Raw genomic sequence first — 22,699 nt, 5'->3', positions numbered from 1 at the left:
TGTGTTCGAGATCCCGCTGGCCGCCGTCGGCGTGCGGACCCACACCCCCGCCCCGGTGCCCGGCGACCGGCTCGCCAGCGCCCACCTCGCCGCCCTGGACGCGGCCGCCGCCGACGCCCCGGTGCTGGTCGGCGGGGTGTCCTTCGGCGCGCACCTGGCCGCCGAGTGGGCGGTGGCCAATCCCGCCCGGTGCGCGGGGCTGGTGCTGGCGCTACCGGCCTGGAACGGGCCGCCAGGGGACGCGCCGGCCGCGCTCTCCGCCCTGGCCTCGGCCGGCGACGTGGCGCGTCTTGGCCTGCGCGGCGCGCTCGACGGTGTCGCCGGCTCGGCCCCGGCGTGGCTGGCCGGGGAGCTGGAGCGGGCGTGGACGGGCTACGGCGACGGGCTGGTGGCGTCGCTGGAGCTGGCGGCCGGGCGGGCGGCGCCGACCCTGGAGCAGCTGGCGACGGTGCGGGTGCCGGCCGGGATCGCCGCGTGCGTGGACGACCCGATCCACCCGGTCGCCGCCGCGCGGCGGTGGGCCGCCGCGCTGCCGCGCTCGGCCGTGCGGAGTACCCGGCTCGACGTGGTCGGTGTCGACCCGGAGGCGTTGGGGCGGGCGGCCGTGCTGGCCTGGGTGGACGCGGGTGGGCTGGACACACCGACCTGACGTGTTATCGTTTTTCGATAATATCGACAAACGATATGTATCGAGGTGCCGGCATGACCCGCCAGGACTGGACCCCCCTACGGCCACTCACCGGGCTCGCCCGCGGCGCCACCTGGGTCATCGGGGCCGGCGCGCTGATCGTCGTGATCGCCAACCTCAGCGCCATGGGCTGGCTGCCGGGCACCGGAACCAGCCCGGTGTGCGTCGAACGGGTCTGCACCACCGACCCCACCACCGCGCAGAGCATCGCCGGCCTCGGCCACCAGGTCCCGCAGGCCCTGTTCGGGCTCGGGGCACTGGCGCTGCTGGTGCGGTTCCTGCGCACCGCCTGGCAGGAAGGCCCCTACGCCGACACCGTCCCCGGCCGGCTCAGCACACTGGGCTGGTTCGTCCTGGCCGGCGCGCCGGCCGCCGAGCTGCTGCACGCCGTGTCCCGCACCGCCCTGCGCGACAGCCTGCTGCACGGCACGCCCGCCGGCTGGTTCACCGAGTGGCGCGCCGGGTTCCCCTGGTGGTCGCTGGCCGCCGGCATCACCGCGCTCACCTTCGCCCACATCCTGACGATCGGCGTGCGGATGCGCGAGGACCTCGAAGGCACCGTCTGATGCCGCCGCCGGACACGGCGATCACCGTGCACCTCGACGACCTGCTCGCCGCCCGCGGCCTGACCCTCACCCAGCTCGCCGCCCTGGTCGACGTCACCGTGGTGAACCTGTCGGTGCTCAAGAACGGCCGGGCCAAGGCGATCCGGTTCTCCACCCTCACCCGCCTCTGCCAGGCCCTGGACTGCCAGCCAGGCGACCTGCTCCGGTACGAGCCCTAACCCCGCTCGGCCACCGCGAGCGCCCCACCGAGACCGATCATCGTCAGGCCGCTGGCCACCCGTTCGCGCACCCGCCACCGCGGGTCACCCATGAGCCTGGCCGACAACGCGCCGGCGAACACCGCCACCACCAGGTCCACCGCCACCGTCATCGCCACCACGACCAGCCCGAGCACCACGAACACCAACGCCGCCGGCGCCTGCTCCGGATGCACGAAATGCGGCAGGAACGCCAGGAAGAACAACGCCGTCTTCGGGTTGAGCGTCTCCACCAGGATCCCCTGGCCGAGCGCGCCCCGGCCCGACCCGCCGGCCGCCACCGGAACCGGGGAGCGGTCGAACAACGCCCGCACCCCCAGGTAGACCAGGTACGCCGCACCGGCCAGCTTCAGCACGGTGAACGCCGTCGCCGAGGTCGCGAGAACCGCCGACAGACCGAACGCCGCCGCCACCACGTGCACCGAGGCGCCGATGCCGTTGCCGATCACCGACCGCACGCCGTCGGCCCGGCCGCCGCGCAGGCTGCGGGCCAGCACGTAGAGCACCCCCGGACCGGGCAGCAGCGCGAACAGCGCCGCCGCGCCGAGGAACACCAGCCACTCGGTCGAGGTCGGCACGGCCGGCTCAGCCCCCGGAGGCCTGGTTGCGGATGTGCGCGGCCACCGCCGGCGGCAGCTGCAACGGCAGCGGCATGCCCACCGGCATCGGGATCGTCCCCCGGACCACGACCGTGCCGCGCACCAGCTCGTAGAGCGCGGCGGCCGCGTTGTCCACCCGCTCGGCGGGTGAGGAGGCCACCGCGCGCAGCATCCACCTCGGGCCGTCGACACCGAGGAAACGCAGCACCTCGCCCGGGAAGTGCACCACCAGCTCCTGGCCCCACGACCCGGCCACGCTGCGCACGTCGGCGCCCTTGTCCCGCATGTCCTTGGCCAGGTCGCCGCACCACTCCTCGCGCCACAGCTCGTTCGAACGCGGGGCGGCGAAGACGCTGACGGTGATCACGCACAGCTCGGGGATGATGAGGTAGACCTCGCTGGCGGTGCCGTCGGGGTTCATCTTCACCTTGAGCTCCGAGGAGCCGGGCGTCACCGGCACCCGCAGCGCGCCCAGGTCCAGCCGGGGCACACCGTCACGCGGCGCGTCGTCGACGTCGTAGGGACCGGCGTCGTCGAACAGGTCGCCGCCGACCTCGCCGTCGACCTCGCCGAGGTTCCCGTCGTCGAAGTCGTCGAGGTCCTCGTCCTCGTCGTACCCGTCGTCGGCGTAGTCGGCGTCATCGTCGAACTCGGGGGCCTCGTCCTCGAGGTCCCGCTTGCGCCGCCCGAACAGTGCCACTTGACCTACTCCTCCACCGCGGTCCTTGACCCGGTCAGCACCGCGTGCCCACCGGTCGACCCGTAGCCCCCGGAACCCCGTGGGGAGTCATCCAGCTCGTCCACCTCACGGAACACCGCGTGCTCGACCCGTTGCACCACAAGCTGAGCGACTCGATCGCCCCGGCGCAACTCGACCGGCTCGCGGAGGTCGTGGTTGATCAGACAGATCCGGATCTCGCCCCGGTACCCGGAGTCGATCGTGCCCGGCGTGTTGACCACGCTCAGCCCCACCCGCGCGGCCAGACCGGAACGCGGATGCACGAACGCGGCGTACCCGCCGGGCAGCGCGATCGCGACACCGGTACCGACGGTGGCCCGTTCCCCGGGCGCGATCGTCACGTCCGAGGTGGTCACCAGGTCGGCACCCGCGTCGCCCGGTCGCGCGTACGACGGGACGGGAACACCCGGGTCGAGCCGGGTCAACAGGACCTCCACGCTGGGCACGAGCGGCGAGACTACCCTGGCGACGTGAGCGACACTTCCCCTGGTGCGGACCCTGCCGTGAAGACCGCCGGCTCCCCCGCCGGCCGGCGACCCGCCCCCGAGTACTCCGAACGGCTGTACGTCACGTGGTACTGGTGGCTGCTGCCGTTGCTCGCCGCCGGGCTGCTCGCCGCCGAGGTCCACCTCGGCTACCCGGGGGTACGCGCGTGGCTGCCCTACGTCGTGCTGCTGCCGATCACCGCGCTGCTGGTCCACCGCGCCGGCTCGACCCGCCTCCAGGTCACCGACGGTGAACTGTGGGTGGGCCGCGCCCACCTGCCGTTGGAACACGTCGGCGAGATCCAGGTGGTCGACGCGAAGACCAAGCGCAAGGTCCTCGGCCCCCATCTGGACCCCGCCGCCCACGTCCTGCACCGGGGTTGGGTGGGTCCGGTGGTGCGGTTGCGACAGACCGACCCGGAGGACCCGACCCCGTACTGGGTGTTCAGCACGCGCCACCCCGACCGGCTGGTCGAGGCGCTGCGCGAGCGCTGACGCGCTCAGGCGCAGTCGCGGCAGATGTACTGCCCCTTGTTCTCCTCGGCCAGCCTGCTGCGGTGATGCACCAGGAAGCACTTGGAACAGGTGAACTCGTCGGCCTGCTTGGGTACGACGCGGACCGTCAGGTCCTCGCCGGACAGACCGGACAGGTCGGCTCCGGGCAGTTCGAAGCTCTCCGCGGTCTCCGACTCGTCCACGTCGACTACCCCGGACTGGTTCTCGTTGCGACGCGCCTTGAGCTCCTCGAGAGAGTCCTCAGCGAGATCGTCCGCTTCGCTGCGGCGTGGCGCGTCGTAATCGGTGGCCATGGTCTAGCACCCCCACTTCAGAATGTGTTCGTGCCGCTGGTCAACGTTCAGGCGCTCCAGTTTGTGCCCGCCAGGTGAGTGACGGAGGTCTCGCACGACGCGCCCGGACAGCGGCGCACCTCGGAATCGATTCGCGTCGGACGTCGACGACTGGAGCCCGCAGAGGGTAGCCCATCGACCAGCACTCATCCAGCACGTCACTCGAATGGGTGTGTTGTGACCGAGACGGCCGGCCACCACGCTGGTCACCCTGCTGTTCACCCGGCTCCTTCCGAGATCGACTCTTGCCCGACGCGTCCGTCCGTGGTGCGATTCACCCGGCTGTCGGGGTGACAGTATGCGCTCGACCCGTCGCGGTATGCGATGGTTACCGGTTGACCATCGATCCGCGCTCGGTCTTGACTCAATCGAGAAACGATGCTGGGAACAGCACCAGCCCCGTCCCGCCGATGGACACGGAAACGCCTAGGCTGATCAGCGACGCAACACTGGGGTGTCGTGGGGTCTTTCTGACTGAGGAGGCGGGACGGGTGGCGTCCGGGAACGTGTGGCCGAACGACGGTCCGCAGCGCTATCGCAAGCGGCGCCCGCTGCCCGCGTTCATTCTCATCCTGCTGTTGTTCGTGGCGGCCACGGTCGTCTGGCTCAACGTCATGACCGACGAGGCCGCCACCGCCAACGACATCCACTGCGACCCGCCGGGCCCGCAGCCGAGCACCGAGCAGACCGCGCCGCCGGCCGCGCCGACCACGCTCGGCAAGCCGATGGGCTACGACTCGCTGGACCGCACCGTGCCGGCCCCGCCCAACCAGATCCAGGTCAGGGTGGTCAACGCCAGCTCGAAGAAGGGCGCGGCCAGGATCGTCACCGAGAGCCTGCGCCAGCTGGGCTTCGAGCAGGTGACCGAGCCGACCAACGACCCGCTCTACGGCGACACCATGACCTGCCGTGCCCAGATCCGCTTCGGCCCGCAGGGCACCTCGGCCGCCCGCACCCTGAGCCTGCTCGACCCGTGCGCCGAGCTGGTGCGTGACGAGCGCAAGGACGGCACCGTCGACATGGTCCTCGGCGGTGAGTTCGACAGCCTGCGGCCCAACGCCCAGGCCCGCACCGCGCTCGAACAGCTGACCCAGTGGGCCGTCGACCACCCGGAGACCCGGGGCGGGCTCCAGGCCAACGGCCCGCAGCCCGACATCGCCGCCGACCTGCTCGACGGCGCCCGCCAGGTCCGCTGCTGAACGCCATCAGGTGAACGCCGTCAGTCGATCTCGCTGAACCCGGTCTCGTCGAGCGCCACCAGCAGCTGCTCGGCGATACCGGGCGCGGCGGCGAACGTCATACCGCCCTCACCGGCCGGCAGCCGCACGACCGCGCCGGCCTCGGCGGCGATCAGCGCGCCGCCGGCCCAGTCCCAGCGGTTGAGGCCGTGCTCGGCGTAGCCGTCCAGCCAGCCGGCGGCCACCGCGCACAGGTCCAGCGACGCCGCGCCGAGGCGCCGCACGTCACGCACCCGCCGCAGCAGCCCGGCCACCGCGTCGGCCTGCCGCACCCGCCGCTCGGGGCGGTAGGCGTAGCCCGTGCCGATCAGCGACAGGTCCAGCCGCCGCGCGTCGGACACCCGCAGCGGCCGGCCGTCCAGCCAGGCGCCGCCGCCACGGACCGCCGTCCAGCGGCGCCCGGACGCCGGCTCGACCACGGCCGCGGCCACCGACTCGCCGTCGACCTGGGCGGCCAGCGACACCGCGTACCAGGGCAGTCCGTACAGGTAGTTGACGGTGCCGTCGATCGGGTCGACCACCCAGCACACACCGTCACCCGGCTCGCCGGACCCGCCGGTCTCCTCACCCAGCACCGGCTCTCCCGGCCGCGCCCGCGCGAGCAGCTCGCGCACCAGCCGCTCGACCGCGAGATCCGCCGCGGTCACCACGTCGGTCTCGCTGGACTTGGTACCCACGTCGTCCTCGAGCGCGGCCGTGCGCGCGGTCCTGGCCAGCTCCGCGGCCGCCACCGCGACCGACGTCGCGATATCGAGAAGGTCTCCCTCGGCAACACCCACAAGACCTATCGGACCACACCCGGCTAATCTCCGTGGAAAGGTGGACTGAATCGAGTACGAAGGGATCCGTGGGGATGGGCGCAACCCTCGGCTTCGGCGTGGACATCGGCGGCTCTGGCATCAAGGGAGGCTTGGTCGACCTCGATGCCGGGAAGCTCCACGGCGAGCGGCTGCGGATCCCGACCCCGGATCCGTCCAAACCCGACGCCGTCGCGGACGTGGTCAAGCAGATCGTCGACGAGTTCGGCTGGTCGGGCACGGTGGGGGTCACGTTGCCGGCGGTGATCAAGCGGGGCATCGCGCACACCGCCGCCAACATCGACAAGTCCTGGCTGGGCACCGACGCGGCGGCGCTGTTCGCCGAGCGGCTGGGTCTGGGCGGCGAGGACGTGGTGGTCCTCAACGACGCCGACGCGGCGGGGATCGCCGAGATCAACTACGGCTCGCCGCAGGACCGTGAGGGCGTGGTCGTGCTGCTGACCTTCGGCACCGGCATCGGCAGCGCGCTGTTCCGCGACGGCAAGCTGGTGCCCAACACCGAGTTCGGTCACGTCGAGGTCGACGGGCACGACGCCGAGACCCGCGCGGCCGCCTCCGTCAAGGAGGAGAACGACCTGTCGTGGCACGAATGGGCGAAGCGGGTGACCCGGTACGTGCGCAGCCTGGAGGACCTGATCTGGCCGGACCTGATCATCGTCGGCGGTGGCGTCAGCAAGAAGGCCGACAAGTGGTTGCCGCTGCTGGAGCTGCGCACGAAGGTCGTCGCGGCCGAACTGCGCAACGACGCCGGGATCGTCGGCGCGGCCGTGGCCGCCCGTCAGGGCCACCACGGCTGAGTGCGGCTGAGCGCTCGACCGAGCGCCGCCAGCGCGCCGGCGGGGCACCGAACACGCCCTGACCGGGCGCTGGCCGATCAGCCGGTCGAGCGGCCCCGGCCGATCTTGCCCGGGGGCGCACCCGATGCGGAGTATCGTCGTTACAATGGAACAGTGCCCACGGCCCTCAGCGGCCCGGGCCTTCCCCCGAAATCCGGACAACCAGGGCTCCCCATCTGGTTTCCGTGATCGACCGCAGCAGCGAAAGGGCGTACGTGGCAGCCGCACGAACCGCAACCCGACGCTCCACCGCCTCGGCGAGCGCCGCCAAGTCGGCGGACGCTCAGCCGGACACCGAACCGACTGAGAAGCCTGCCTTGAAGACCGCGAAGAAGCCGGCCGCCAAGACCACCACCAGGGCGCCTCGCAAGACCGCCAAGACCGCGGCCGGCGCGAAGAAGACCAAGGCCGCCGACGCCAACAAGAAGGCCGACGCCGCGGGCGACGGCCCCGACGGCGACGAGCCCGACCTCGACTCCCCCGATCTCGAGGACCTTGAGGACGTCGAGATCGACGTGGTCGACGAGGCGGTCACCGAGGAGGAGCCCGCCGAGGAGAAGCCCGGCAAGGAGACCAAGGACGGCGACTTCGTCTGGGACGAGGAGGAGTCCGAGGCCCTGCGCCAGGCTCGCAAGGACGCCGAGCTCACCGCGTCGGCCGACTCCGTCCGGGCCTACCTCAAGCAGATCGGCAAGGTCGCCCTGCTCAACGCCGAGGAGGAGGTCGAGCTCGCCAAGCGGATCGAGGCCGGCCTGTACGCGGCGGAGCGGGTGCGCAAGGCCGAGGAGGAGTCCTCGGAGAAGCTCGTCCCGCAGCTGCGGCGTGACCTGCGCTGGATCGTGCGCGACGGTGAGCGGGCCAAGAACCACCTGCTGGAGGCCAACCTCCGCCTGGTGGTCTCGCTGGCCAAGCGCTACACCGGCCGCGGCATGGCCTTCCTCGACCTGATCCAGGAGGGCAACCTGGGTCTGATCCGCGCGGTCGAGAAGTTCGACTACACCAAGGGCTACAAGTTCTCCACCTACGCCACGTGGTGGATCCGCCAGGCGATCACCCGGGCCATGGCCGACCAGGCGCGGACCATCCGCATCCCGGTCCACATGGTCGAGGTGATCAACAAGCTCGGGCGCATCCAGCGTGAGCTGCTCCAGGACCTCGGCCGTGAGCCGACGCCGGAGGAGCTCGCCAAGGAAATGGACATCACCCCGGAGAAGGTGCTGGAGATCCAGCAGTACGCCCGGGAGCCCATCTCGCTCGACCAGACCATCGGCGACGAGGGCGACAGCCAGCTCGGTGACTTCATCGAGGACTCCGAGGCGGTCGTCGCGGTCGACGCCGTGAGTTTCACGCTGTTGCAGGACCAGCTCCAGTCGGTGCTGGCGACGCTGTCCGAGCGCGAGGCGGGCGTGGTGCGGCTGCGCTTCGGCCTCACCGACGGCCAGCCCCGCACGCTCGACGAGATCGGCCAGGTCTACGGCGTGACGCGGGAGCGCATCCGCCAGATCGAGTCGAAGACGATGTCCAAGCTGCGTCACCCGTCCCGCTCGCAGGTCCTGCGCGACTACCTCGAGTGAGACCCGATCACCCTCGCGAAACGCCCGTCGGCCTCAGGCCGGCGGGCGTTTGGCGTTGCGGCGCCGCGACCGCAGCGTCAGGCCGCCGACGACCGCGAGGATGCCCAGCGCCTCGGTCAGCGTCGGCACCTGTCGCAGCACGACCAGGCCGACGACCGTCGCGGTGACCGGCAGCAGGGCCAGCAGCAGCGCGAAACTCGCCTGGCCGAGGCGGCGCAGCACGATCTGGTCCAGCGCGTAGGGCACGACGGTGGCCGCCACGCCGACGCCGATCCCGAGCAGCAGCAGCCTCGGCGAGGTCCACACCGGGCCGGTGCCCCAGGCCAGCGGGGCCAGCACCACGGTGGCCACGGTGAACCCGACGGCCATCCCGTCCAGGCCGAGGCCGTCGTCGGCCAGCCGCTTGCCCAGCAGGATGTAGCCGGCCCACAGCGCGGCAGCCGACAGCGCGAACAGCACGCCCAGCGTGCTGCCCGCCCACCGCACGTCGGCGATCAGGAACACCCCGCAGCCGACCAGGGCCAGCGCGGCCACGTCGCGCCGGGTCCGCGAGCCGAACGCGGCCACGAGGACCGGGCCGACGAACTCCAGGGCCACGACCGTGCCCAGCGGCAGGCGCGCGATGGCCTCGTAGAACACGACGTTCATCCCGGCGGTGACCACCCCGTACACGGCGGCCAGCCAGAACGCCCGTCCGCGCCACGCCAGGCGCCCCGGGCGACGCCAGGCGAGCAGCACCAGCGCCGCGCCGAGGGTACGCAGCCAGGCCACACCGGCGGGGTCGACCTCGGCGAACAGCCACACCGCGACCGCGGCGCCGAGATACATCGACAATCCGCCGGTCACGAAAAGTAATGGCGCGGGGATGCGCGGCAGGCGCCCTGTGCTGGTTGACGTGCTCACTTCATCGATCCTGCATCGCGGGTCCAGTGATACGACATGCGGGTTAAATCTCGCGTTGAGCGAACTCTCAACGGGCCCGGGAACACTGACGGAAGCTCAAACGTCTGGAAGAGTAGAGGCAGCGAACACCTCACGGTGATCGCAGCCGGAGACGGCATCGGGACAACCGGTGCCGGGACGGAGGGAGACCGACCATGAACACCACACTCGCCCGCCCCGACCTGACCGCTGCCGACCGCTGCGACCGTTGCGGCGCTGCCGCCCAGGTGAGGGCCATTCTTCCCTCCGGAGGCGAACTGCTCTTCTGTGGGCACCACGCCCGCAAGCACCAGGAGCGCCTGCGCGAGCTGGCCGCGAACATCCAGCAGGGCCAGGCCTGAGGGTTACACGTTCCGTCGGCGGGCGGGATCTCCGGGTGACCGGGGTCCCGCCCGCCGTCGTGTTCGGGGTGTGCCCGGGCGATCATGACGGTGATCACACCGAGTCGAGCACCGGCTCGAAGGCCAGCTCGGCCGCACCGAGCAGAGTCACGTCGGCACCCAGCGTGGAGGCCACGATCCGGGTGCCACCGGAGGCCCGGGAAACCAGGCTGCGGTCACGCACCGCAGCCGCCACGTCGGCGATCAGCGAGCCGGGCAGGGCGGTGAACAGGTCACCGAGCACCACCAGCTCGGGACCCAGCACGTTCACCACGTTCACCAGGCCGATCGTGAGCCACTCGGTGAACTCGCCGAGCCGGGAGCGCACCAGGTCGGGGTGGTCGGCCAGCGCCCGCAGCTCGGCCACCACGGCGCCGCGCGGCGCGCCCTCCCGCAGGCCAAGCGCCCGGCACAGCGACCGCTCGCCGACCTCGGTCTCCCAGCAGCCCCGGCTGCCGCAGTAGCAGGACCGGCCGCCGGGGTTGATCACCATGTGGCCGAGTTCGCCGAGGTAGCCGGCGGTGCCGCGCAGCGCCGAGCCGTCGGAGATGACGCCGCCGCCGACGCCGACGTCGGCGGTGACGTAGACCGCGTCGGAGCTGCCCCGGGCGGTGCCGCGCAGGTGTTCTGCCAGCGCGCCCAGCTCGGCGTCGTTGCCGACCCGGATCGGCACGTCGAACACCGCGCCCAGCCGCTCGCCCAGCGGCACGTCGGTCCAGTGCAGGTTGGGGGCCTCGTGCACGAGGCCGTCGGAGCGGCGCACGACGCCGGGCACCGAGATCCCGGCGGCGACCATCCGCACGCCGAGGTCGGCGGCGAGCACGATGGCCGAGTCGACCACGTGGGTGATCACCTCGGCCGGCTCCCTGGTGCGTACCCGCAGGTTCCAGCTGTTGCGGCCGAGGATCTCCCCACCGAGGCCGACCAGCGCGATCGCCACCTGCTCGACCCGCACGTCGACCGCGAGGACCACGGCCGCGTGCGCCTGGGGCAGGACCAGCAGCGAGGGCCGGCCGGCGCCGCTGCGCTGGCGGGGCACCCGCTCCTCCACCACGCCGGCCTCGGCCAGGCCGTCGACCAGCGCCTTGATGGTGCTGCGGTTGAGGCCGAGTTCGGCCGCCAGCGAGGCCCTGGTGCACGGCCCGCCGATGTGCAGCCGCCGGATCAGGACCGTGCGGTTGTGCCGGCGCACCTCGTCGGGCCGGGCACCCAGGTTGGGCCCACCCGTTGGTGTGCTGGTCAAACCCCTCGCTCCTGTCTGGTCAACGCCCCCGCTCAACGCGTCGTCACGGCAGCCCTCCGCCGAGACAGCGCGTCCACCGTGGCGGCGAGGAGCAGCACCAGTCCGGTGACGATGTTGACCACCGCCGCCGGCTGCCGCAGCAACCCGAGGCCGTTCTCCACGGCGGCGAGCACCAGCCCGCCGATCACCGCGTGAGCGACCTTGCCCCGACCGCCGAACAGCGACGTCCCGCCGATGACCGCGGCCCCGACGGCGAACAGCAGCGTGTTCAGCCCGCCGGCCTGCGGGTCGACCGATCCCGCCTTCGACGAGTACACGATCGCACCGATCGCCGCCGCACAGGCCGACACGACGAAAACACTGGCCCGGATCTTGCTCACATCGATGCCGGCGCGGCGCGCGGCCTCGGCATTGCCGCCCACGGCGTAGATGTGGCGGCCGTAGCGGGTGCGGTTGAGCACGTAGGTGCCGATGACCAGCAGCCCGAGGATGATCGGCACGACGTAGGGCACGCCCTGGATGGTGACCAGGTCCGGGTTGGGCGAGCGGTTGACGGTCAGTGCCCAGGTCGACAGGCCGGCGATCGCCGCGACCGCGAGGACCTTGAACAGCGCGATCAGCGTCGGCTGGGTGACCAGGCCCTTGCGCAGCCGGGTGAAGTGCTCGCCGAGTACGACGGCCGCGTAGCCGCCGGCGGCGACCACGCACAGGATCCACGAGCCGAGGACCGACAGGTTGCCGTTGGCCACGTTGAACAGCACCTGCGAGTTGCGGATGCCGAACACGCCGCCCTCACCGATGAACTGCAGGATCACGCCCTGCCAGGTGATGAACAGCGCCAGGGTGACCACGAACGACGGCACGCCGACCTTGGCGACCATGAACCCGGTGATGCAGCCGATGGCGGCGCCGACGCAGACCGCGAGCACCATCTCCAGCCACGCGTTGGCCGGGACACCGAGGGCCGCCATCAGCACGGCGACCAGGCTCAGCACCGCGCCGGCCCAGATCCGCATCACCAGCGCGAGCGCCGCGGCGAGCACCATGCCGATGATGAACACGTAGAACACGGTGCTGCCCATGCCGCCGAGCAGGTTGCCGCCCCGGACGTAGTGCATGGCCATCACCGAGGCGCACACGCCGGACAGCGTGCCGGCCGACAGGTCGATCTCGCCGAGGAGCAGGACGAACACCAGCCCCATCGCGATGATCATCTTGCCGGCGCCCTGCGCGATCAGGTTGGCCGTGTTGTTGAGCGTCAGGAAGTTGTCCGACAGCATGGTGAACACCAGCACCAGCACGCCCAGGCCCAGCAGTGCCGGCAGCGAGCCGAGTTCACCGCCGCGCACCCTGGCGACGTAGTCCCGGATGGCCTCGCCGGCGGACTGGGAGGTGGTGTCGATGCCGAAGTCGGAGATCGCGCCGCTGTTGGCGCCGGTGTCCGTCCTGGCCGGGGAGTCGGTCATGAATGAGTCCTCGGTGTTGGTCAGAGGGTGACTTGCTCGGGCCGGGCGAGGCCGAGGTCGCCGGAGCGGCCCGCGGTGATCAGCTCGACGACCTGGCTGTGCGTGGTCTCCTTCGCCGGCAGGTCGGCCACCAGCCGGCCAAGGTAGAGCGTGGAGATGCGGTCGGCGACCTCGAAGACGTCGGCCATGTTGTGGCTGATCAGCACGACCCCGAGGCCGTTCTCGGCCAGCCGGCGGACCAGGTCGAGGACCTGTCGGGTCTGCGCGACGCCCAGCGCGGCGGTCGGCTCGTCGAGCAGCACGACCTTGCTCTCCCAGAGCACGGCCTTGGCGATGGCGACGGTCTGGCGCTGTCCGCCGGACAGGGCGGCGACCGGGGTGCGCACCGACTTGACCGTGCGGACGGCCAGCGACGCGAGGGTCTCGCGGGCGGCGCGTTCCATGCTCGACTCGTCCATCAGCCAGCGCGAGCCGCGCTCCCGGCCGAGGAACATGTTCTGCACGACGTCGAGGTTGTCGGCCAGCGCGAGGTCCTGGTACACGACCTCGATGCCGAGGTCGGCGGCGTCCTTGGGGCTGTGGATGGTGACCGGTTCGCCGCGGAAGCGGATCTCGCCCGACTCGGTCGGGTAGATCCCGGCGACACACTTGACCAGGGTCGACTTGCCGGCGCCGTTGTCGCCGACGAGCGCGGTGACCTCGCCGGCCCGCACGGTGAAGTCCACGTCGTGCAGGACGTGCACCGGGCCGAAGCTCTTGTTGATGCCGACCAGTTCGAGAAGGGGCTCAGTCATGGTTGCTCCAAACCCGGGGGAGGGTCCGCGCCGGTGACCGACCGGCGCGGACCTCCACCCGGACGACCCGTCAGGAGATGCCGAGCTCGGTGCAGACGGCCGCGAGCTCGCCGGTGCACACGTCGGTCGCCGGCACGTAGCCCTCGTCGATGACCCGCTTGACCTCGGCCTTGGTGATCAGGAACGGCTCAAGCAGCACGGACTTGACGTCGCGCTTGCCGACCGGGTCCTTGGAGGTCTGGGTGGCGATCTCGTCGGCGGCGGCCGTGTCGCCCTTGGCCAGGGCCGCGGCCAGCTTGGCGGTGGCCTCGGCCTCCTCCTTGATCGGCTTGAACACCGTCATGTACTGGTCGCCGGCGAGGATCGCCTTGAGACCGTCGGCGGTGGCGTCCTGGCCGGTGACCGGGACCTTGCCGTTGAGGCCGTTCTTCTTGAGCACGGTGATGATCGCGCCGGCGAGGCCGTCGTTGGCGGCGACGACGCCGTCGACCTTGTTGCCGTTGGAGGTCAGGATCTGCTCGAAGGTGCTGCCGCCCTTCTGGTTGTCCCAGTTGTCGATCGGCTGGGACTGGACGAGCTTGAGCTTGCCCGACTCGTACTCCGGGTCGAGGATGTTGCGCTGGCCCTCGTGGAACAGGGTGGCGTTGTTGTCGGTCGGCGCGCCCTCGATCTCGATGACCTGGGCGCCGTCCGGCTTGTCCTTGAGCGCGTCGACCAGGCCCTGGCCCTGCAGCTCGCCGACCTTCACGTTGTCGAACGACACGTAGTACTCGGAGCTGCCGCCGAGGTTGAGGCGGTCGTAGTCGATGGTCGGGATGCCCTGGGCGTTGGCCTTCTGCGCGACCGTGCCACCGAGTTCGCTGTTGATCGAGGCGATGATCAGGACCTTGACCCCGTCGTTGATCATGCCGTCGGCCAGCGTGGCGAACTTCTGCACGTCACCCTGGGCGTTCTCGATCTGCGGGTCGAGCCCCTCGGCTTCCAGGGCAGCCTGGAGCATGGGCTTGTCGAAGCCCTCCCAGCGGGCGGAGGAGGCGGTTTCGGGCAGGATCACGCCGACCGGGATACCGCCGGCGGACTCGTTCGTGGTGCCCGTGTCGTCGCCACCGGCCTCGGGTGCTTCCTCGTTCGCGCCACACGCCGAGAGGGCAAGGGTCAGACCCATCCCCGCGGCGAGCAGAGCAAGCCTTGTACTGCGCATCAACTGTCCCTTCACGGTCCTCACGGCAAATGTTGCGGTGCACAACATATGCCGCGAGGGACGGTGAGGGAACCCGCGAACGGGCAAATTCTGACTCGCCTACGACACGTTTCGGCAACGAACAGGTAATCCGCAGATCATCCGCCCGGTGTTCCCGGGGTCGCCCTCAGCGCCGGCTCACCACGAACGCAGGGTCGCGATCCGCTCCTCCAACTGCTCGACCGACGCCATCGCGGTCGGCGGCCCGGCACACACCCGCCGCAGCTCGCTGTGGATCATCCCGTGCGGCTTGCCGGTGCGGTGGTGGTACATCGCCACCAGCGTGTTCAGCTCCTTGCGCAACGCCCCGAGCCGCTCGGCCGTCGTCTGCGACCTCGGCTTGGCCGGCTGCTCGGCCGGCGCGTCCCGTGCCCGCCGGGACCGGTCGCTGACCTGGTCGGCCTGCCGCTGACGCAGCAGCGCCCGCACCTGGTCGGGCTCCAGCAACCCCGGCAGCCCCAGGTACTCCTGCTCCTCGGCCGACCCGGCGAACGCCGCCGTGCCGAACGACGAACCGTCGTAGATCACCTGGTCCAGCTCGGCCGACGCGCCCAACGAGGTGAACGCCTTCTCCTCCTCGCCCGGCTCGTCCTTGGTCCGGTTCGCGTCGGCCAGCAGCTCGTCGTCCCAGCCGTCCTTCTCCCGGTGCGGCTTGCCCAGCACGTGGTCGCGCTGCGCCTCCAGCTGGCTGGCCAGATCCAGCAGCACCGGCACGCTCGGCAGGAACACGCTTGCCGTCTCCCCCGGCCGGCGCGCCCGGACGAACCGGCCGACGGCCTGGGCGAAGAACAGCGGCGTCGACGCGCTGGTCGCGTAGACCCCGACCGCCAGCCGGGGCACGTCGACACCCTCGGACACCATCCGCACCGCGACCAGCCACCGGTCGTCGGACTCGGCGAACTCGGCGATCCGCCCGGAGGCCTTCGGGTCGTCGGAGAGCACCACCACCGGCGGCGACCCGGTGGTGACCTCCAGCAGCCTGGCGTAGGCCTTGGCCGACTCGTGGTCCGAGGCGATCACCAGCCCCCCGGCGTCCGGCACGACCTGACGCAGCTGCTGCAACCGCACGTCGGCGGCGCCGAGCACCGCCGGGATCCACTCGCCCTGCGGGTCCAGCGCGGTCCGCCACGCCCGCGCGGTCTGCTCGGCGGTCATCGGCTCGCCCAGCCGCGCGGTGAACTCCTCGCCGGCGCTGGTCCGCCAGCTCGCCTCACCCGAGTAGGCCAGGAAGATCACCGGCCGGACCACGCCGTCGGCCAGCGCGTCGGCGTAGCCGTAGGTGTGGTCGGCCCGGCTGCGCTGGAACCCGGACTCGTCGGGCTCGTAGTTGACGAACGGGATCGGCGAGTCGTCGCTGCGGAACGGCGTCCCGGTCAGCGCCAGGCGGCGCACGGCCGGCGTGAACGCCTCGCGGATCGCGTCGCCCCAGGACTTGGCGTCGCCGCCGTGGTGGATCTCGTCCAGGATGACCAGCGTCTTGCGGTTCTCCGTGCGCACCCGGTGCAGCATCGGATGCGCCGCGACCTGGGCGTAGGTGACCGCGACACCCCGATAGTCGCTGGAGGTGGCACCGGCCCCGTTGCGGAAGTTCGGGTCGATGGCGATCCCCGCGCCGGCCGCCGCGCCGGCCCACTGGTGCTTGAGGTGCTCGGTCGGGGTCACGATCGTGACCTGCTCGACGATCCGGTCGGCGAGCAGTTCGGCGGCCACCCGCAGACCGAACACGGTCTTGCCGGCGCCGGGCGTCGCCACCGCCAGGAAGTCCTTCGGCCCGCCGGCCAGGTACTTCGTGATCGCCCGGCGCTGCCAGGCGCGCAACGGCCTCGCGGCCGGTCGGTCCTCGGTCCCCTGCACGATCGGCTCGGCTGTCACCGGCTGGTCGCTCCTTCCCCCGGCACGTGATCCGGGCACAACTCTCCGGGAAATCCGGGCAAACCAAAGCCCTCAAGCGAGGAGTCCTGCTCCGTTGAGGGCGTCACGACTCTACCCTCGGGCCTGGCGCACCGCCGGGGTGCGCCACGCTGAAAGGTCGGTCCTGTCAGATGCGCCACGTCCAGCACGATCATCACGATCTTCGGACGCGTCGCGCCGATCATCGTCCGATGGACCATGCTTGAGGCCGAGATGAGCCCGCCACCACAGCAGCCCGACCGCAACGCGGCCCAGCGTACCGGCGCCCTGCTGCGCCGGGGGCCGCTGCGGCTGCTCGGCCGGACCTGGTCCAAGGCGTGGGAGGGCAACCTGTTCTCCGAGGCCGCCGAGGCCGCGTTCTGGCAGATCCTCTCCCTCCCGCCGCTGCTGCTGGGACTGCTCGGCAGCCTCGGGTACGTCGCCAGCTGGTTCGGCGAGGAGGTCATCCGGTCGGTGCACGACGCGATCATCGAATGGTCGCGCACCGCGTTCAGCACCAACGTCGTCGACCAGATCATCCAGCCGACCGTCGACGACATCCTCGAACACGGCCGGGGCGAGATCCTCACGGTCGGCTTCCTGATCTCGTTGTGGGCCGGCTCGTCGGCGATGTCGTCGTTCGTCGACGCGATCACCGTCGCGCACGACCAGTACGGGGTCCGCAACGAGGTGTGGCAGCGGATCTTCGCGCTGCTGCTGTACCTGGCGTCGCTGAGCATCCTGGTGGTCGGCCTGCCGATCCTGGCGATCGGCCCGGACACGCTGCCCAAGCTGTTCCCCGTGGCGTGGCGCGCGGAGATCAGCTTCTGGGTGGACACGTTCTACTACCCGGCTCTCGGGGTGCTGATCGTGCTGGCCCTGGCCACCCTCTACAAGGTGGCCCTGCCGCGCAAGCTGCCCTGGCACCGGGGCCTGCCGGGCGCGATGCTGGCGATGGTCGTGTTCATGCTCTCCAGCATCGGGTTACGGCTCTACATCGGGTGGATCACCACCACCGGCTACACCTACGGCGCGCTGGCCACGCCGATAGCGTTCCTGCTGTTCACGTTCTTCATCGGCCTGGCCATCGTGATCGGCGCGTACTTCAACGCCGCGATCCAGGAGATGTGGCCGGCCAGGATGACCCGCCGTCAGCGCCGCCGCTGGCGCCGGCTGGAGATGGACCGGGCCCGCGACACGCCGCACGACACCCCCCGCGACACACCGGCCCCGCCGCCGCCCGGCAACGGCCAGGCGCCGCAGGCCGACCAGCAGCCCCAGCCGAGGCAGCTCGCGCCCGGCGAGCGGCCACCGCCGCCGCCCCGGGTCGTGAAGGCCTCGCCGACGCGGCGGCCCCGCAAGCACCGCCCGCCCGGACCCGACCAGCGGACCAGCGGGTCCAACGCCCGCGACTAGCGACTACTCGTCGCCGGGCAGGTTCTGGTAGATGCGCTTGCACTCCGGGCAGACCGGCGAGCCGGGCTTGGGCGAGCGGGTGACCGGGAAGACCTCGCCGCACAGGGCGACCACCATCTTGCCGGTGACAGCACTCTCGGTGATCTTGTCCTTGCGGACGTAGTGGAACATCTTCGGGGTGTCGTCACCCGTGGTGTCTGTTCCCTCCGGCCGGGTGTCGACCTCGGGCAGCGTTTGCGTACTCACCCTGCCAATGATGCCGGAAACGGCTCACCGGCCGCGCACCTGCTGGCAGGATGCGCCCATGTTCCAGAAGGTGATGGCCAGCTTCGGCCAGGGCGGCGCCACCGTCGACGCCCGGATACTCGACCGGCACGTGCGCCCCGGCGGCACACTGCGCGGCGAGGTGCTGCTCACCGGCGGGCAGGTCGACCAGGAGGTCGAGTCACTCGGAGTGACCCTGCTCGCGAGGGTCGAACAGGGCGACGGCCCCCAGCCGACCCTCGTCGACCTGCCTTTCCAGAACGTGCATCTCGCGGGGAACGAGCTGGTCAGGGCAGGTGCCCAGATCAAGGTCCCGTTCGAGATGCAGATGCCGTGGGAGACCCCCGTGACCACGGTGTTCGGCAAATACCTCACCGGGATGGCCGTCGGCCTGCAAACCAACCTCGACCTGGCCAAGACCGTGGTCGACCCGCAGGACGTCGACGCCATCCCGATCGAACCGGTACCCGCCCAGCACCGCATCCTCGACGCGCTGAGCCGGCTGGGCTTCCAGTTCCGCTCGGCCAACCTGGTCAAGGAGCGGCTCAACGGGGCCGAGCAGCAGCTGCCGTTCTTCCAGGAGATCAACTTCGCACCGTCGCCGGCGTTCGCGTCGGCGTTCGAGGAGCTGGCGGTCACCTTCCTGGCCCGGCCACGGGACGTGCAGATCGTGCTGGACGCGCACAAGCGGGTCCGGGTGACCAAGGGCGGCGGCCTCAACGGACGCACCCAGTCGATGCTCGGCATGTTCGTCGTCGAGTACGCCGCGCTGGGGCGCACGAACTGGGAGCCGCGGATCGAGGGCTGGCTGCGTGAGGTGGCCAAACCGCGCGGCATCTTCGACTGACCGGGCCGCGGTTATCCTCGGGCGTGGACGACCCGAACGACCGTGAGGCGGAGGTAGACGCGGTGCGCACCCTCGACGAGAGCGAGCACATGCTGGTTGCCGAGGAGGTGGCGACCGCGCTGGCCCAGGGCCGGGCGGTCGTCGCGCTGGAGAGCACGATCCTCGCCCACGGCCTACCGGCCGGCCGCAACCGCAAGGTCGCCACCGCCGTCGAGGACGTGGTGCGCGCGGCCGGCGCGGTCCCGGCGACCATCGCCGTGCTCGACGGCCAGCTGCGCGTCGGCCTGGACGACGCCGCCCTGGACCGGGTGTGCGACCCGGCGTCGGGTCTGGCGAAGCTCTCGGCACGCGACCTCGGCCCGGCGATCGCCCTGCGCCGCGACGGCGCGACCACGATCGCCAGCACCACGCTGATCGCGCACGCCGCCGGGATCGGCGTGTTCGGCACCGGCGGCCTGGGCGGGGTGCACCTGCCAGCCCCCGGCGCCGCGTCGTCCTGGGACGTGTCGGCCGACCTGGACGTGCTGGCCACCACCCCGGTCGCGGTCGTGTGCTCGGGGGTGAAGTCGGTGCTCGACATCGCCGCGACGGTCGAGGTGCTGGAGACCCGCTCGGTGCCCGTGCTCGGCTACCGGACCGACACCTTCCCCGCGTTCTACCGGCGCGAGTCGCGCTTCGAGGTGCCGTGGCGGGTCGACACCCCGGCCTCGGCCGCCGAGGTCATCGCCGCGCACCGGGCCGACGGCCCCGGCTCGGGCGTGCTGGTGGTCAACCCGGTGCCCCACGAGCACGAGCTGGACGCCGACCTGCACGACCGGCTGCTCGCCGAGGGCATGGCCATGGTCGCGGCCGCCGACGTCCGGGGCGGGGACGTCACCCCGCTGCTGCTGGAGCACTTCCACACCGCCAGCGAGGGCGCGTCGCTGGACACCAACGAGGCGCTGGTGCTGGCCAACGTCAGGGTCGCCGCCGAGATCGCCACTCACCTGCCGGCGTAGAGCCGGGCGATCACGTCGTCGATCTCCGGTTCGCGCACCGACAGGTCGCGCAGCGCGACGCTGCCGGCGAGCCGGCCGAGCAGCTCGCCGGCGGTGGTGTCCTCCAGCGCGATGGTGACCCGCAGGCCGTCGGCCTCGACCCGTTCCACCGACGCGCCGGGCAGGACGAGGTCCGCCGGCCACGGCGCGTCGAGGTCGACCACGACGCGCCGCCGCGACCGGTAGGCCGCGTGCAGCTGCGCGACCGTGCCGTCGTGCACGACCCGGCCGTGGTCGATCACCACGAGCCGGCGGCACAGCTTCTCGATGTCGGCGAGGTCGTGGGTGGTGAGCACGACCGTGGTGTCGCCGCGCGCGTCGAGTTCGGCGAGGAAGCCGCGCACGGCCTGCTTGCTGAGCACGTCCAGGCCGATGGTCGGCTCGTCGAGGAACAGCACCTTCGGGCCGTGCAGCAGCGCGGCGGTCAGCTCGCCGCGCATCCGCTGGCCCAGCGAGAGCTGGCGGACCGGGGTGGCGAGGAAGGCGTCGAGGTCGAGCAGTTCGCGACAGCGCCGCAGGCGGGCGGCGTGGTCGGCGGCCGGGACCCGGTAGACGTGGCGCAGCAGGGAGAACGACTCGGACAGCGGCAGGTCCCACCACAGCTGGGAGCGCTGGCCGAACACCACACCGATCCGCAGCGCCAGCGTGGTCCGCTGGGGAACCGGGGTCAGCCCGCAGACCGACACCTGCCCGCCGCTGGGGCTCAGGATCCCGGTCATCATCTTCAGCGTGGTGGACTTGCCGGCGCCGTTCGGTCCGATGTAGCCGAGCAGCTCGCCCTCTGTGACGGTCAGGTCCACACCGTCCACAGCGGACACGACGCGGCGTTGTCTGCGCAGTCGTCCGGTCTTGTGCCAGACGGTGAAGTCCTTGCGCAGCGCGGAGGTCTTGATGACAGCGGTCACGATCCGGTACTCCGGTAGTGGCGGATGCCGGTACGCCAGAACAACGCGGCGACCCCGGCGGCGAACAGGGCGACGAGCGGTGAGCACCAGCGCAGCCAGTCCGGCGCGCCGATCGGGTCCGACCGGCCGAGCAGCGCCAGGGCCGGCAGGTACGCGACGAACGCGAATCCCAGTCCATAGGCGAAAACCCGGCGGAACAGTCCACTGAAGACAGTCATCGGGTAGGAGGTGAAGTCCCGGCCGCCGTAGGTGAAGGCGTTGGCGATCTCACCGGACTCGATCCACCAGAACGCGACCGTCGCCCCGACGACGAAGATCGCGCCGAAGAACACCGTCGCCGACAACGGCGCCAGCACCACCAACACCACCGCCCCCGGCGACCACACCACCGGCGCGACCACCAGAGCCACCACGTACAGCGCCGTCCCCTGGACGACCCGCCCCGCCCGGCGCACCGAGAAGTCCATCGCCACCAGTTGGCCCAGCGCCGAGAGCGGCCGCACCAGCACCGCGTCCAACAGCCCGGTCCGCACGTAGACCCGCAGCCGCTCCACGTTGCCCACGACCAGATCGGCCGCCGGGAACCCGAACGCCGCGATGCCCACGATCATCAGCACCTCGGTCCCACCGAACCCGCCGAGCCGGTCGTTGACGCTGAAGATGACGAACACCGTGACCACGTCCAGCGCGGTCATCAACGTGCTGAACACCAACTCCACCACGAACGACGCGCGGTACTGGGTCTGGCCGCGGACCTGGGCGACCAGCAGCCGGAGGTAGGGCTCAACCACCCTGGATCACCAGCCTGTTCAGCGCCCGCCGCTGCACCACCCGCGCCAGCGCGACCACCACCGCCAGCCACGCCACCTGCCCGGCGACCATCAGTGCCGCCGACCCCCGGCCGACCAGCACGTCCAGCGGCGCCTGCATCAGCGACGGGAACGGCGTGCCGACCCACAGCAGCGTCGCCAGCCAGTCCGGCAGCAGCGTCAGCGGGAAGTACAACCCGCTGGCCGCACCGGACAGCAACGCCCACACCATCGTCACGCCGCGCACGTCCATCAACCAGAACGCCGTCAGCGCCACCAGATGCAGACAGGTCGCGCTGATCAGCACCGCCAGCAGCACCGACACCGCGAACGCCGCGTAGGTCAGCGGGTCGGCCGGCAGGAACAGGTCGAAGGCCAGCATCCCCACCACCACCGGCACGACGAACCGGGTGATGAGCGCGTAGCCGGCGCGGCCCAGGTCGGTGGCCAGCACCATCGCCATCAGGTCGACCGGGCGCAGCAGGTCGGCCACCACGTCCCCCGAGCGCACCCGCTCGGCCAGTTCGGGCGGCGTCCAGAAGTTGACCACCGCCAGCAGGCCCTGCCCGACCCACACGAACGTCGCCAGCTGCGCGCGGTCGTAGCCGCCGGCCTGCCCGGTGACGTCGACCACCGACAGCATGATGTAGCAGCGCATGAAGCCGAACATGGTGTTGGTGAACGCCCCGGCGATGGTCGCCTGCCGGTAGGTCGAGTGCCGGCGGAAGCCCGCTGCGGCGACCACGGCGAGGATCCGGGGCAGCCCACTGGTGCTGGTGTCGCTCACGCGGTTAACCTCGCCCGTCGGAGATCGTTCG

26 protein-coding genes are annotated in these 22,699 nt (G+C 71.3%); 11 read left to right on the top strand and 15 right to left on the bottom strand.

Annotated elements, in window-relative coordinates; translation table 11 throughout:
* Position 1 precedes the first annotated feature (1 nt).
* Genes BLA60_RS05225 through BLA60_RS05215 form a run of 3 tightly spaced genes read left to right on the top strand, consistent with a single transcriptional unit; the run spans position 2 to position 1,472 of the window.
* Positions 2–649, top strand: coding sequence for an alpha/beta hydrolase (locus tag BLA60_RS05225; protein ID WP_342744702.1), 648 nt, complete (start codon positions 2–4; stop codon positions 647–649).
* A gap of 53 nt (positions 650–702) precedes the next feature.
* Positions 703–1,254 carry a hypothetical protein gene (locus BLA60_RS05220; protein WP_075131595.1) on the top strand — a complete coding sequence of 184 codons (552 nt, stop codon included), beginning with the start codon at positions 703–705 and terminating at the stop codon, positions 1,252–1,254.
* Complete coding sequence (locus BLA60_RS05215) at positions 1,254–1,472, top strand: helix-turn-helix domain-containing protein (RefSeq protein WP_075131594.1); 219 nt, start codon at positions 1,254–1,256, stop codon at positions 1,470–1,472. The genes BLA60_RS05220 and BLA60_RS05215 overlap by 1 nt, the downstream gene beginning before the upstream one ends.
* Here BLA60_RS05215 and BLA60_RS05210 read toward each other — a convergent pair.
* The 3 genes from BLA60_RS05210 to dut are packed head-to-tail and all read right to left on the bottom strand — an operon-like array spanning position 1,469 to position 3,295.
* On the bottom strand, positions 1,469–2,089 hold the full coding sequence (locus BLA60_RS05210) for a LysE family translocator (RefSeq protein ID WP_075131593.1): 621 nt from the start codon (positions 2,087–2,089) through the stop codon (positions 1,469–1,471). The two genes, BLA60_RS05215 and BLA60_RS05210, sit on opposite strands and share 4 nt — an antisense overlap.
* 7 nt (positions 2,090–2,096) lie before the next feature.
* Positions 2,097–2,810 (bottom strand): DUF3710 domain-containing protein, encoded by a 714-nt coding sequence (locus BLA60_RS05205; RefSeq protein ID WP_075131592.1) that lies wholly within the window; start codon positions 2,808–2,810, stop codon positions 2,097–2,099.
* A 5-nt stretch (positions 2,811–2,815) separates the two neighbouring features.
* Complete coding sequence (gene dut, locus BLA60_RS05200; protein WP_075131591.1) at positions 2,816–3,295, bottom strand: dUTP diphosphatase; 480 nt, start codon at positions 3,293–3,295, stop codon at positions 2,816–2,818.
* 24 nt (positions 3,296–3,319) lie between these two features.
* Between dut and BLA60_RS05195 the strand changes: the two genes are divergently transcribed.
* Entirely contained in the window at positions 3,320–3,829 is a 510-nt protein-coding gene (locus BLA60_RS05195; protein WP_075131590.1) for a DUF3093 domain-containing protein, read from the top strand.
* 5 nt (positions 3,830–3,834) lie between these two features.
* Here BLA60_RS05195 and BLA60_RS05190 read toward each other — a convergent pair whose 3' ends face one another.
* Complete coding sequence (locus BLA60_RS05190; protein WP_075131589.1) at positions 3,835–4,143, bottom strand: DUF4193 domain-containing protein; 309 nt, start codon at positions 4,141–4,143, stop codon at positions 3,835–3,837.
* Between the two features lie 530 nt (positions 4,144–4,673).
* Here BLA60_RS05190 and cei point away from each other — a divergent pair.
* The gene (cei, locus tag BLA60_RS05185) at positions 4,674–5,381 is read left to right on the top strand and encodes an envelope integrity protein Cei (protein ID WP_075131588.1); all 708 of its coding nucleotides are present in this window, start codon (positions 4,674–4,676) and stop codon (positions 5,379–5,381) included.
* 20 nt (positions 5,382–5,401) lie between these two features.
* Here cei and BLA60_RS05180 read toward each other — a convergent pair whose 3' ends face one another.
* The gene (locus BLA60_RS05180; protein ID WP_425427039.1) at positions 5,402–6,208 is read right to left on the bottom strand and encodes an inositol monophosphatase family protein; all 807 of its coding nucleotides are present in this window, start codon (positions 6,206–6,208) and stop codon (positions 5,402–5,404) included.
* A 65-nt stretch (positions 6,209–6,273) separates the two neighbouring features.
* Here BLA60_RS05180 and ppgK point away from each other — a divergent pair, with 65 nt between their 5' ends.
* Together ppgK and BLA60_RS05170 are read left to right on the top strand one after the other, a co-directional pair.
* Positions 6,274–7,035 carry a polyphosphate--glucose phosphotransferase gene (gene ppgK / locus BLA60_RS05175; RefSeq protein WP_075131586.1) on the top strand — a complete coding sequence of 254 codons (762 nt, stop codon included), beginning with the start codon at positions 6,274–6,276 and terminating at the stop codon, positions 7,033–7,035.
* A gap of 254 nt (positions 7,036–7,289) precedes the next feature.
* Positions 7,290–8,648, top strand: coding sequence for an RNA polymerase sigma factor (locus tag BLA60_RS05170; protein ID WP_075132062.1), 1,359 nt, complete (start codon positions 7,290–7,292; stop codon positions 8,646–8,648).
* A 33-nt stretch (positions 8,649–8,681) separates the two neighbouring features.
* On the opposite strand, the gene BLA60_RS05165 is transcribed toward BLA60_RS05170, so the two are convergent.
* On the bottom strand, positions 8,682–9,476 hold the full coding sequence (locus BLA60_RS05165) for an EamA family transporter (RefSeq protein ID WP_084734669.1): 795 nt from the start codon (positions 9,474–9,476) through the stop codon (positions 8,682–8,684).
* A gap of 269 nt (positions 9,477–9,745) precedes the next feature.
* On the opposite strand from BLA60_RS05165, the gene BLA60_RS05160 reads away from it, so the two are divergent.
* Positions 9,746–9,931, top strand: coding sequence for a DUF7455 domain-containing protein (locus tag BLA60_RS05160; protein ID WP_075131584.1), 186 nt, complete (start codon positions 9,746–9,748; stop codon positions 9,929–9,931).
* 94 nt (positions 9,932–10,025) lie between these two features.
* On the opposite strand, the gene BLA60_RS05155 is transcribed toward BLA60_RS05160, so the two are convergent.
* The 5 genes from BLA60_RS05155 to BLA60_RS05135 form a co-directional block, all read right to left on the bottom strand.
* Positions 10,026–11,162: an ROK family transcriptional regulator gene (locus tag BLA60_RS05155; RefSeq protein ID WP_075131583.1), complete on the bottom strand. Its 1,137-nt coding sequence runs from the start codon at positions 11,160–11,162 to the stop codon at positions 10,026–10,028.
* An 83-nt stretch (positions 11,163–11,245) separates the two neighbouring features.
* Positions 11,246–12,679, bottom strand: coding sequence for a sugar ABC transporter permease (locus tag BLA60_RS05150; RefSeq protein WP_075131582.1), 1,434 nt, complete (start codon positions 12,677–12,679; stop codon positions 11,246–11,248).
* 20 nt (positions 12,680–12,699) lie between these two features.
* A complete protein-coding gene (locus BLA60_RS05145; protein ID WP_075131581.1) occupies positions 12,700–13,473 on the bottom strand; it encodes an ATP-binding cassette domain-containing protein in 774 nt (257 codons plus the stop codon).
* A gap of 70 nt (positions 13,474–13,543) precedes the next feature.
* Entirely contained in the window at positions 13,544–14,674 is a 1,131-nt protein-coding gene (locus BLA60_RS05140) for a sugar ABC transporter substrate-binding protein (RefSeq protein ID WP_154814135.1), read from the bottom strand.
* Positions 14,675–14,851: 177 nt separating this feature from the next.
* The gene (locus BLA60_RS05135; protein ID WP_075131579.1) at positions 14,852–16,585 is read right to left on the bottom strand and encodes a DEAD/DEAH box helicase; all 1,734 of its coding nucleotides are present in this window, start codon (positions 16,583–16,585) and stop codon (positions 14,852–14,854) included.
* Between the two features lie 252 nt (positions 16,586–16,837).
* On the opposite strand from BLA60_RS05135, the gene BLA60_RS05130 reads away from it, so the two are divergent.
* A complete protein-coding gene (locus BLA60_RS05130; protein WP_154814134.1) occupies positions 16,838–18,019 on the top strand; it encodes a YihY/virulence factor BrkB family protein in 1,182 nt (393 codons plus the stop codon).
* A gap of 3 nt (positions 18,020–18,022) precedes the next feature.
* Here the strand turns inward: BLA60_RS05130 and BLA60_RS05125 are convergent, their stop codons facing one another.
* Positions 18,023–18,265 (bottom strand): DUF3039 domain-containing protein, encoded by a 243-nt coding sequence (locus BLA60_RS05125; protein WP_075131578.1) that lies wholly within the window; start codon positions 18,263–18,265, stop codon positions 18,023–18,025.
* A 58-nt stretch (positions 18,266–18,323) separates the two neighbouring features.
* Between BLA60_RS05125 and BLA60_RS05120 the strand changes: the two genes are divergently transcribed.
* Positions 18,324–19,130, top strand: a complete 807-nt coding sequence (locus BLA60_RS05120; protein ID WP_075131577.1) for a sporulation protein — start codon at positions 18,324–18,326, stop codon at positions 19,128–19,130.
* 89 nt (positions 19,131–19,219) lie between these two features.
* On the top strand, positions 19,220–20,128 hold the full coding sequence (locus tag BLA60_RS05115) for a pseudouridine-5'-phosphate glycosidase (RefSeq protein ID WP_075132060.1): 909 nt from the start codon (positions 19,220–19,222) through the stop codon (positions 20,126–20,128).
* Here the strand turns inward: BLA60_RS05115 and BLA60_RS05110 are convergent.
* The 3 genes from BLA60_RS05110 to BLA60_RS05100 are packed head-to-tail and all read right to left on the bottom strand — an operon-like array spanning position 20,113 to position 22,668.
* A complete protein-coding gene (locus BLA60_RS05110) occupies positions 20,113–21,072 on the bottom strand; it encodes an ABC transporter ATP-binding protein (protein ID WP_075131576.1) in 960 nt (319 codons plus the stop codon). The genes BLA60_RS05115 and BLA60_RS05110 overlap by 16 nt on opposite strands.
* Entirely contained in the window at positions 21,069–21,863 is a 795-nt protein-coding gene (locus BLA60_RS05105) for an ABC transporter permease (RefSeq protein ID WP_075131575.1), read from the bottom strand. Before BLA60_RS05105 ends, BLA60_RS05110 begins: the two co-directional genes overlap by 4 nt.
* Positions 21,856–22,668, bottom strand: coding sequence for an ABC transporter permease (locus tag BLA60_RS05100; RefSeq protein WP_245811833.1), 813 nt, complete (start codon positions 22,666–22,668; stop codon positions 21,856–21,858). Before BLA60_RS05100 ends, BLA60_RS05105 begins: the two co-directional genes overlap by 8 nt.
* Positions 22,669–22,699: the final 31 nt, after the last annotated feature.

The sequence above is a fragment of the Actinophytocola xinjiangensis genome (genome assembly GCF_001921215.1).
Lineage (GTDB): Bacteria > Actinomycetota > Actinomycetes > Mycobacteriales > Pseudonocardiaceae > Actinophytocola > Actinophytocola xinjiangensis.
Note: the sequence above shows the minus strand (reverse complement) of the source record. Positions and strands in the feature narration are given on the sequence as shown.

Bases quoted from the DNA above. Each gene is read 5' to 3' on its own strand.
- BLA60_RS05220 (WP_075131595.1), top strand. From the start codon at position 703: ATGACCCGCCAGGACTGGACCCCCCTACGGCCACTCACCGGGCTCGCC.
- BLA60_RS05215 (WP_075131594.1), top strand. From the start codon at position 1,254: ATGCCGCCGCCGGACACGGCGATCACCGTGCACCTCGACGACCTGCTC.
- BLA60_RS05190 (WP_075131589.1), bottom strand. From the start codon at position 4,143: ATGGCCACCGATTACGACGCGCCACGCCGCAGCGAAGCGGACGATCTC.
- ppgK (WP_075131586.1), top strand. From the start codon at position 6,274: ATGGGCGCAACCCTCGGCTTCGGCGTGGACATCGGCGGCTCTGGCATC.
- BLA60_RS05165 (WP_084734669.1), bottom strand. From the start codon at position 9,476: ATGTATCTCGGCGCCGCGGTCGCGGTGTGGCTGTTCGCCGAGGTCGAC.
- BLA60_RS05160 (WP_075131584.1), top strand. From the start codon at position 9,746: ATGAACACCACACTCGCCCGCCCCGACCTGACCGCTGCCGACCGCTGC.
- BLA60_RS05150 (WP_075131582.1), bottom strand. From the start codon at position 12,679: ATGACCGACTCCCCGGCCAGGACGGACACCGGCGCCAACAGCGGCGCG.
- BLA60_RS05145 (WP_075131581.1), bottom strand. From the start codon at position 13,473: ATGACTGAGCCCCTTCTCGAACTGGTCGGCATCAACAAGAGCTTCGGC.
- BLA60_RS05140 (WP_154814135.1), bottom strand. From the start codon at position 14,674: ATGCGCAGTACAAGGCTTGCTCTGCTCGCCGCGGGGATGGGTCTGACC.
- BLA60_RS05130 (WP_154814134.1), top strand. From the start codon at position 16,838: ATGAGCCCGCCACCACAGCAGCCCGACCGCAACGCGGCCCAGCGTACC.
- BLA60_RS05120 (WP_075131577.1), top strand. From the start codon at position 18,324: ATGTTCCAGAAGGTGATGGCCAGCTTCGGCCAGGGCGGCGCCACCGTC.
- BLA60_RS05115 (WP_075132060.1), top strand. From the start codon at position 19,220: ATGCTGGTTGCCGAGGAGGTGGCGACCGCGCTGGCCCAGGGCCGGGCG.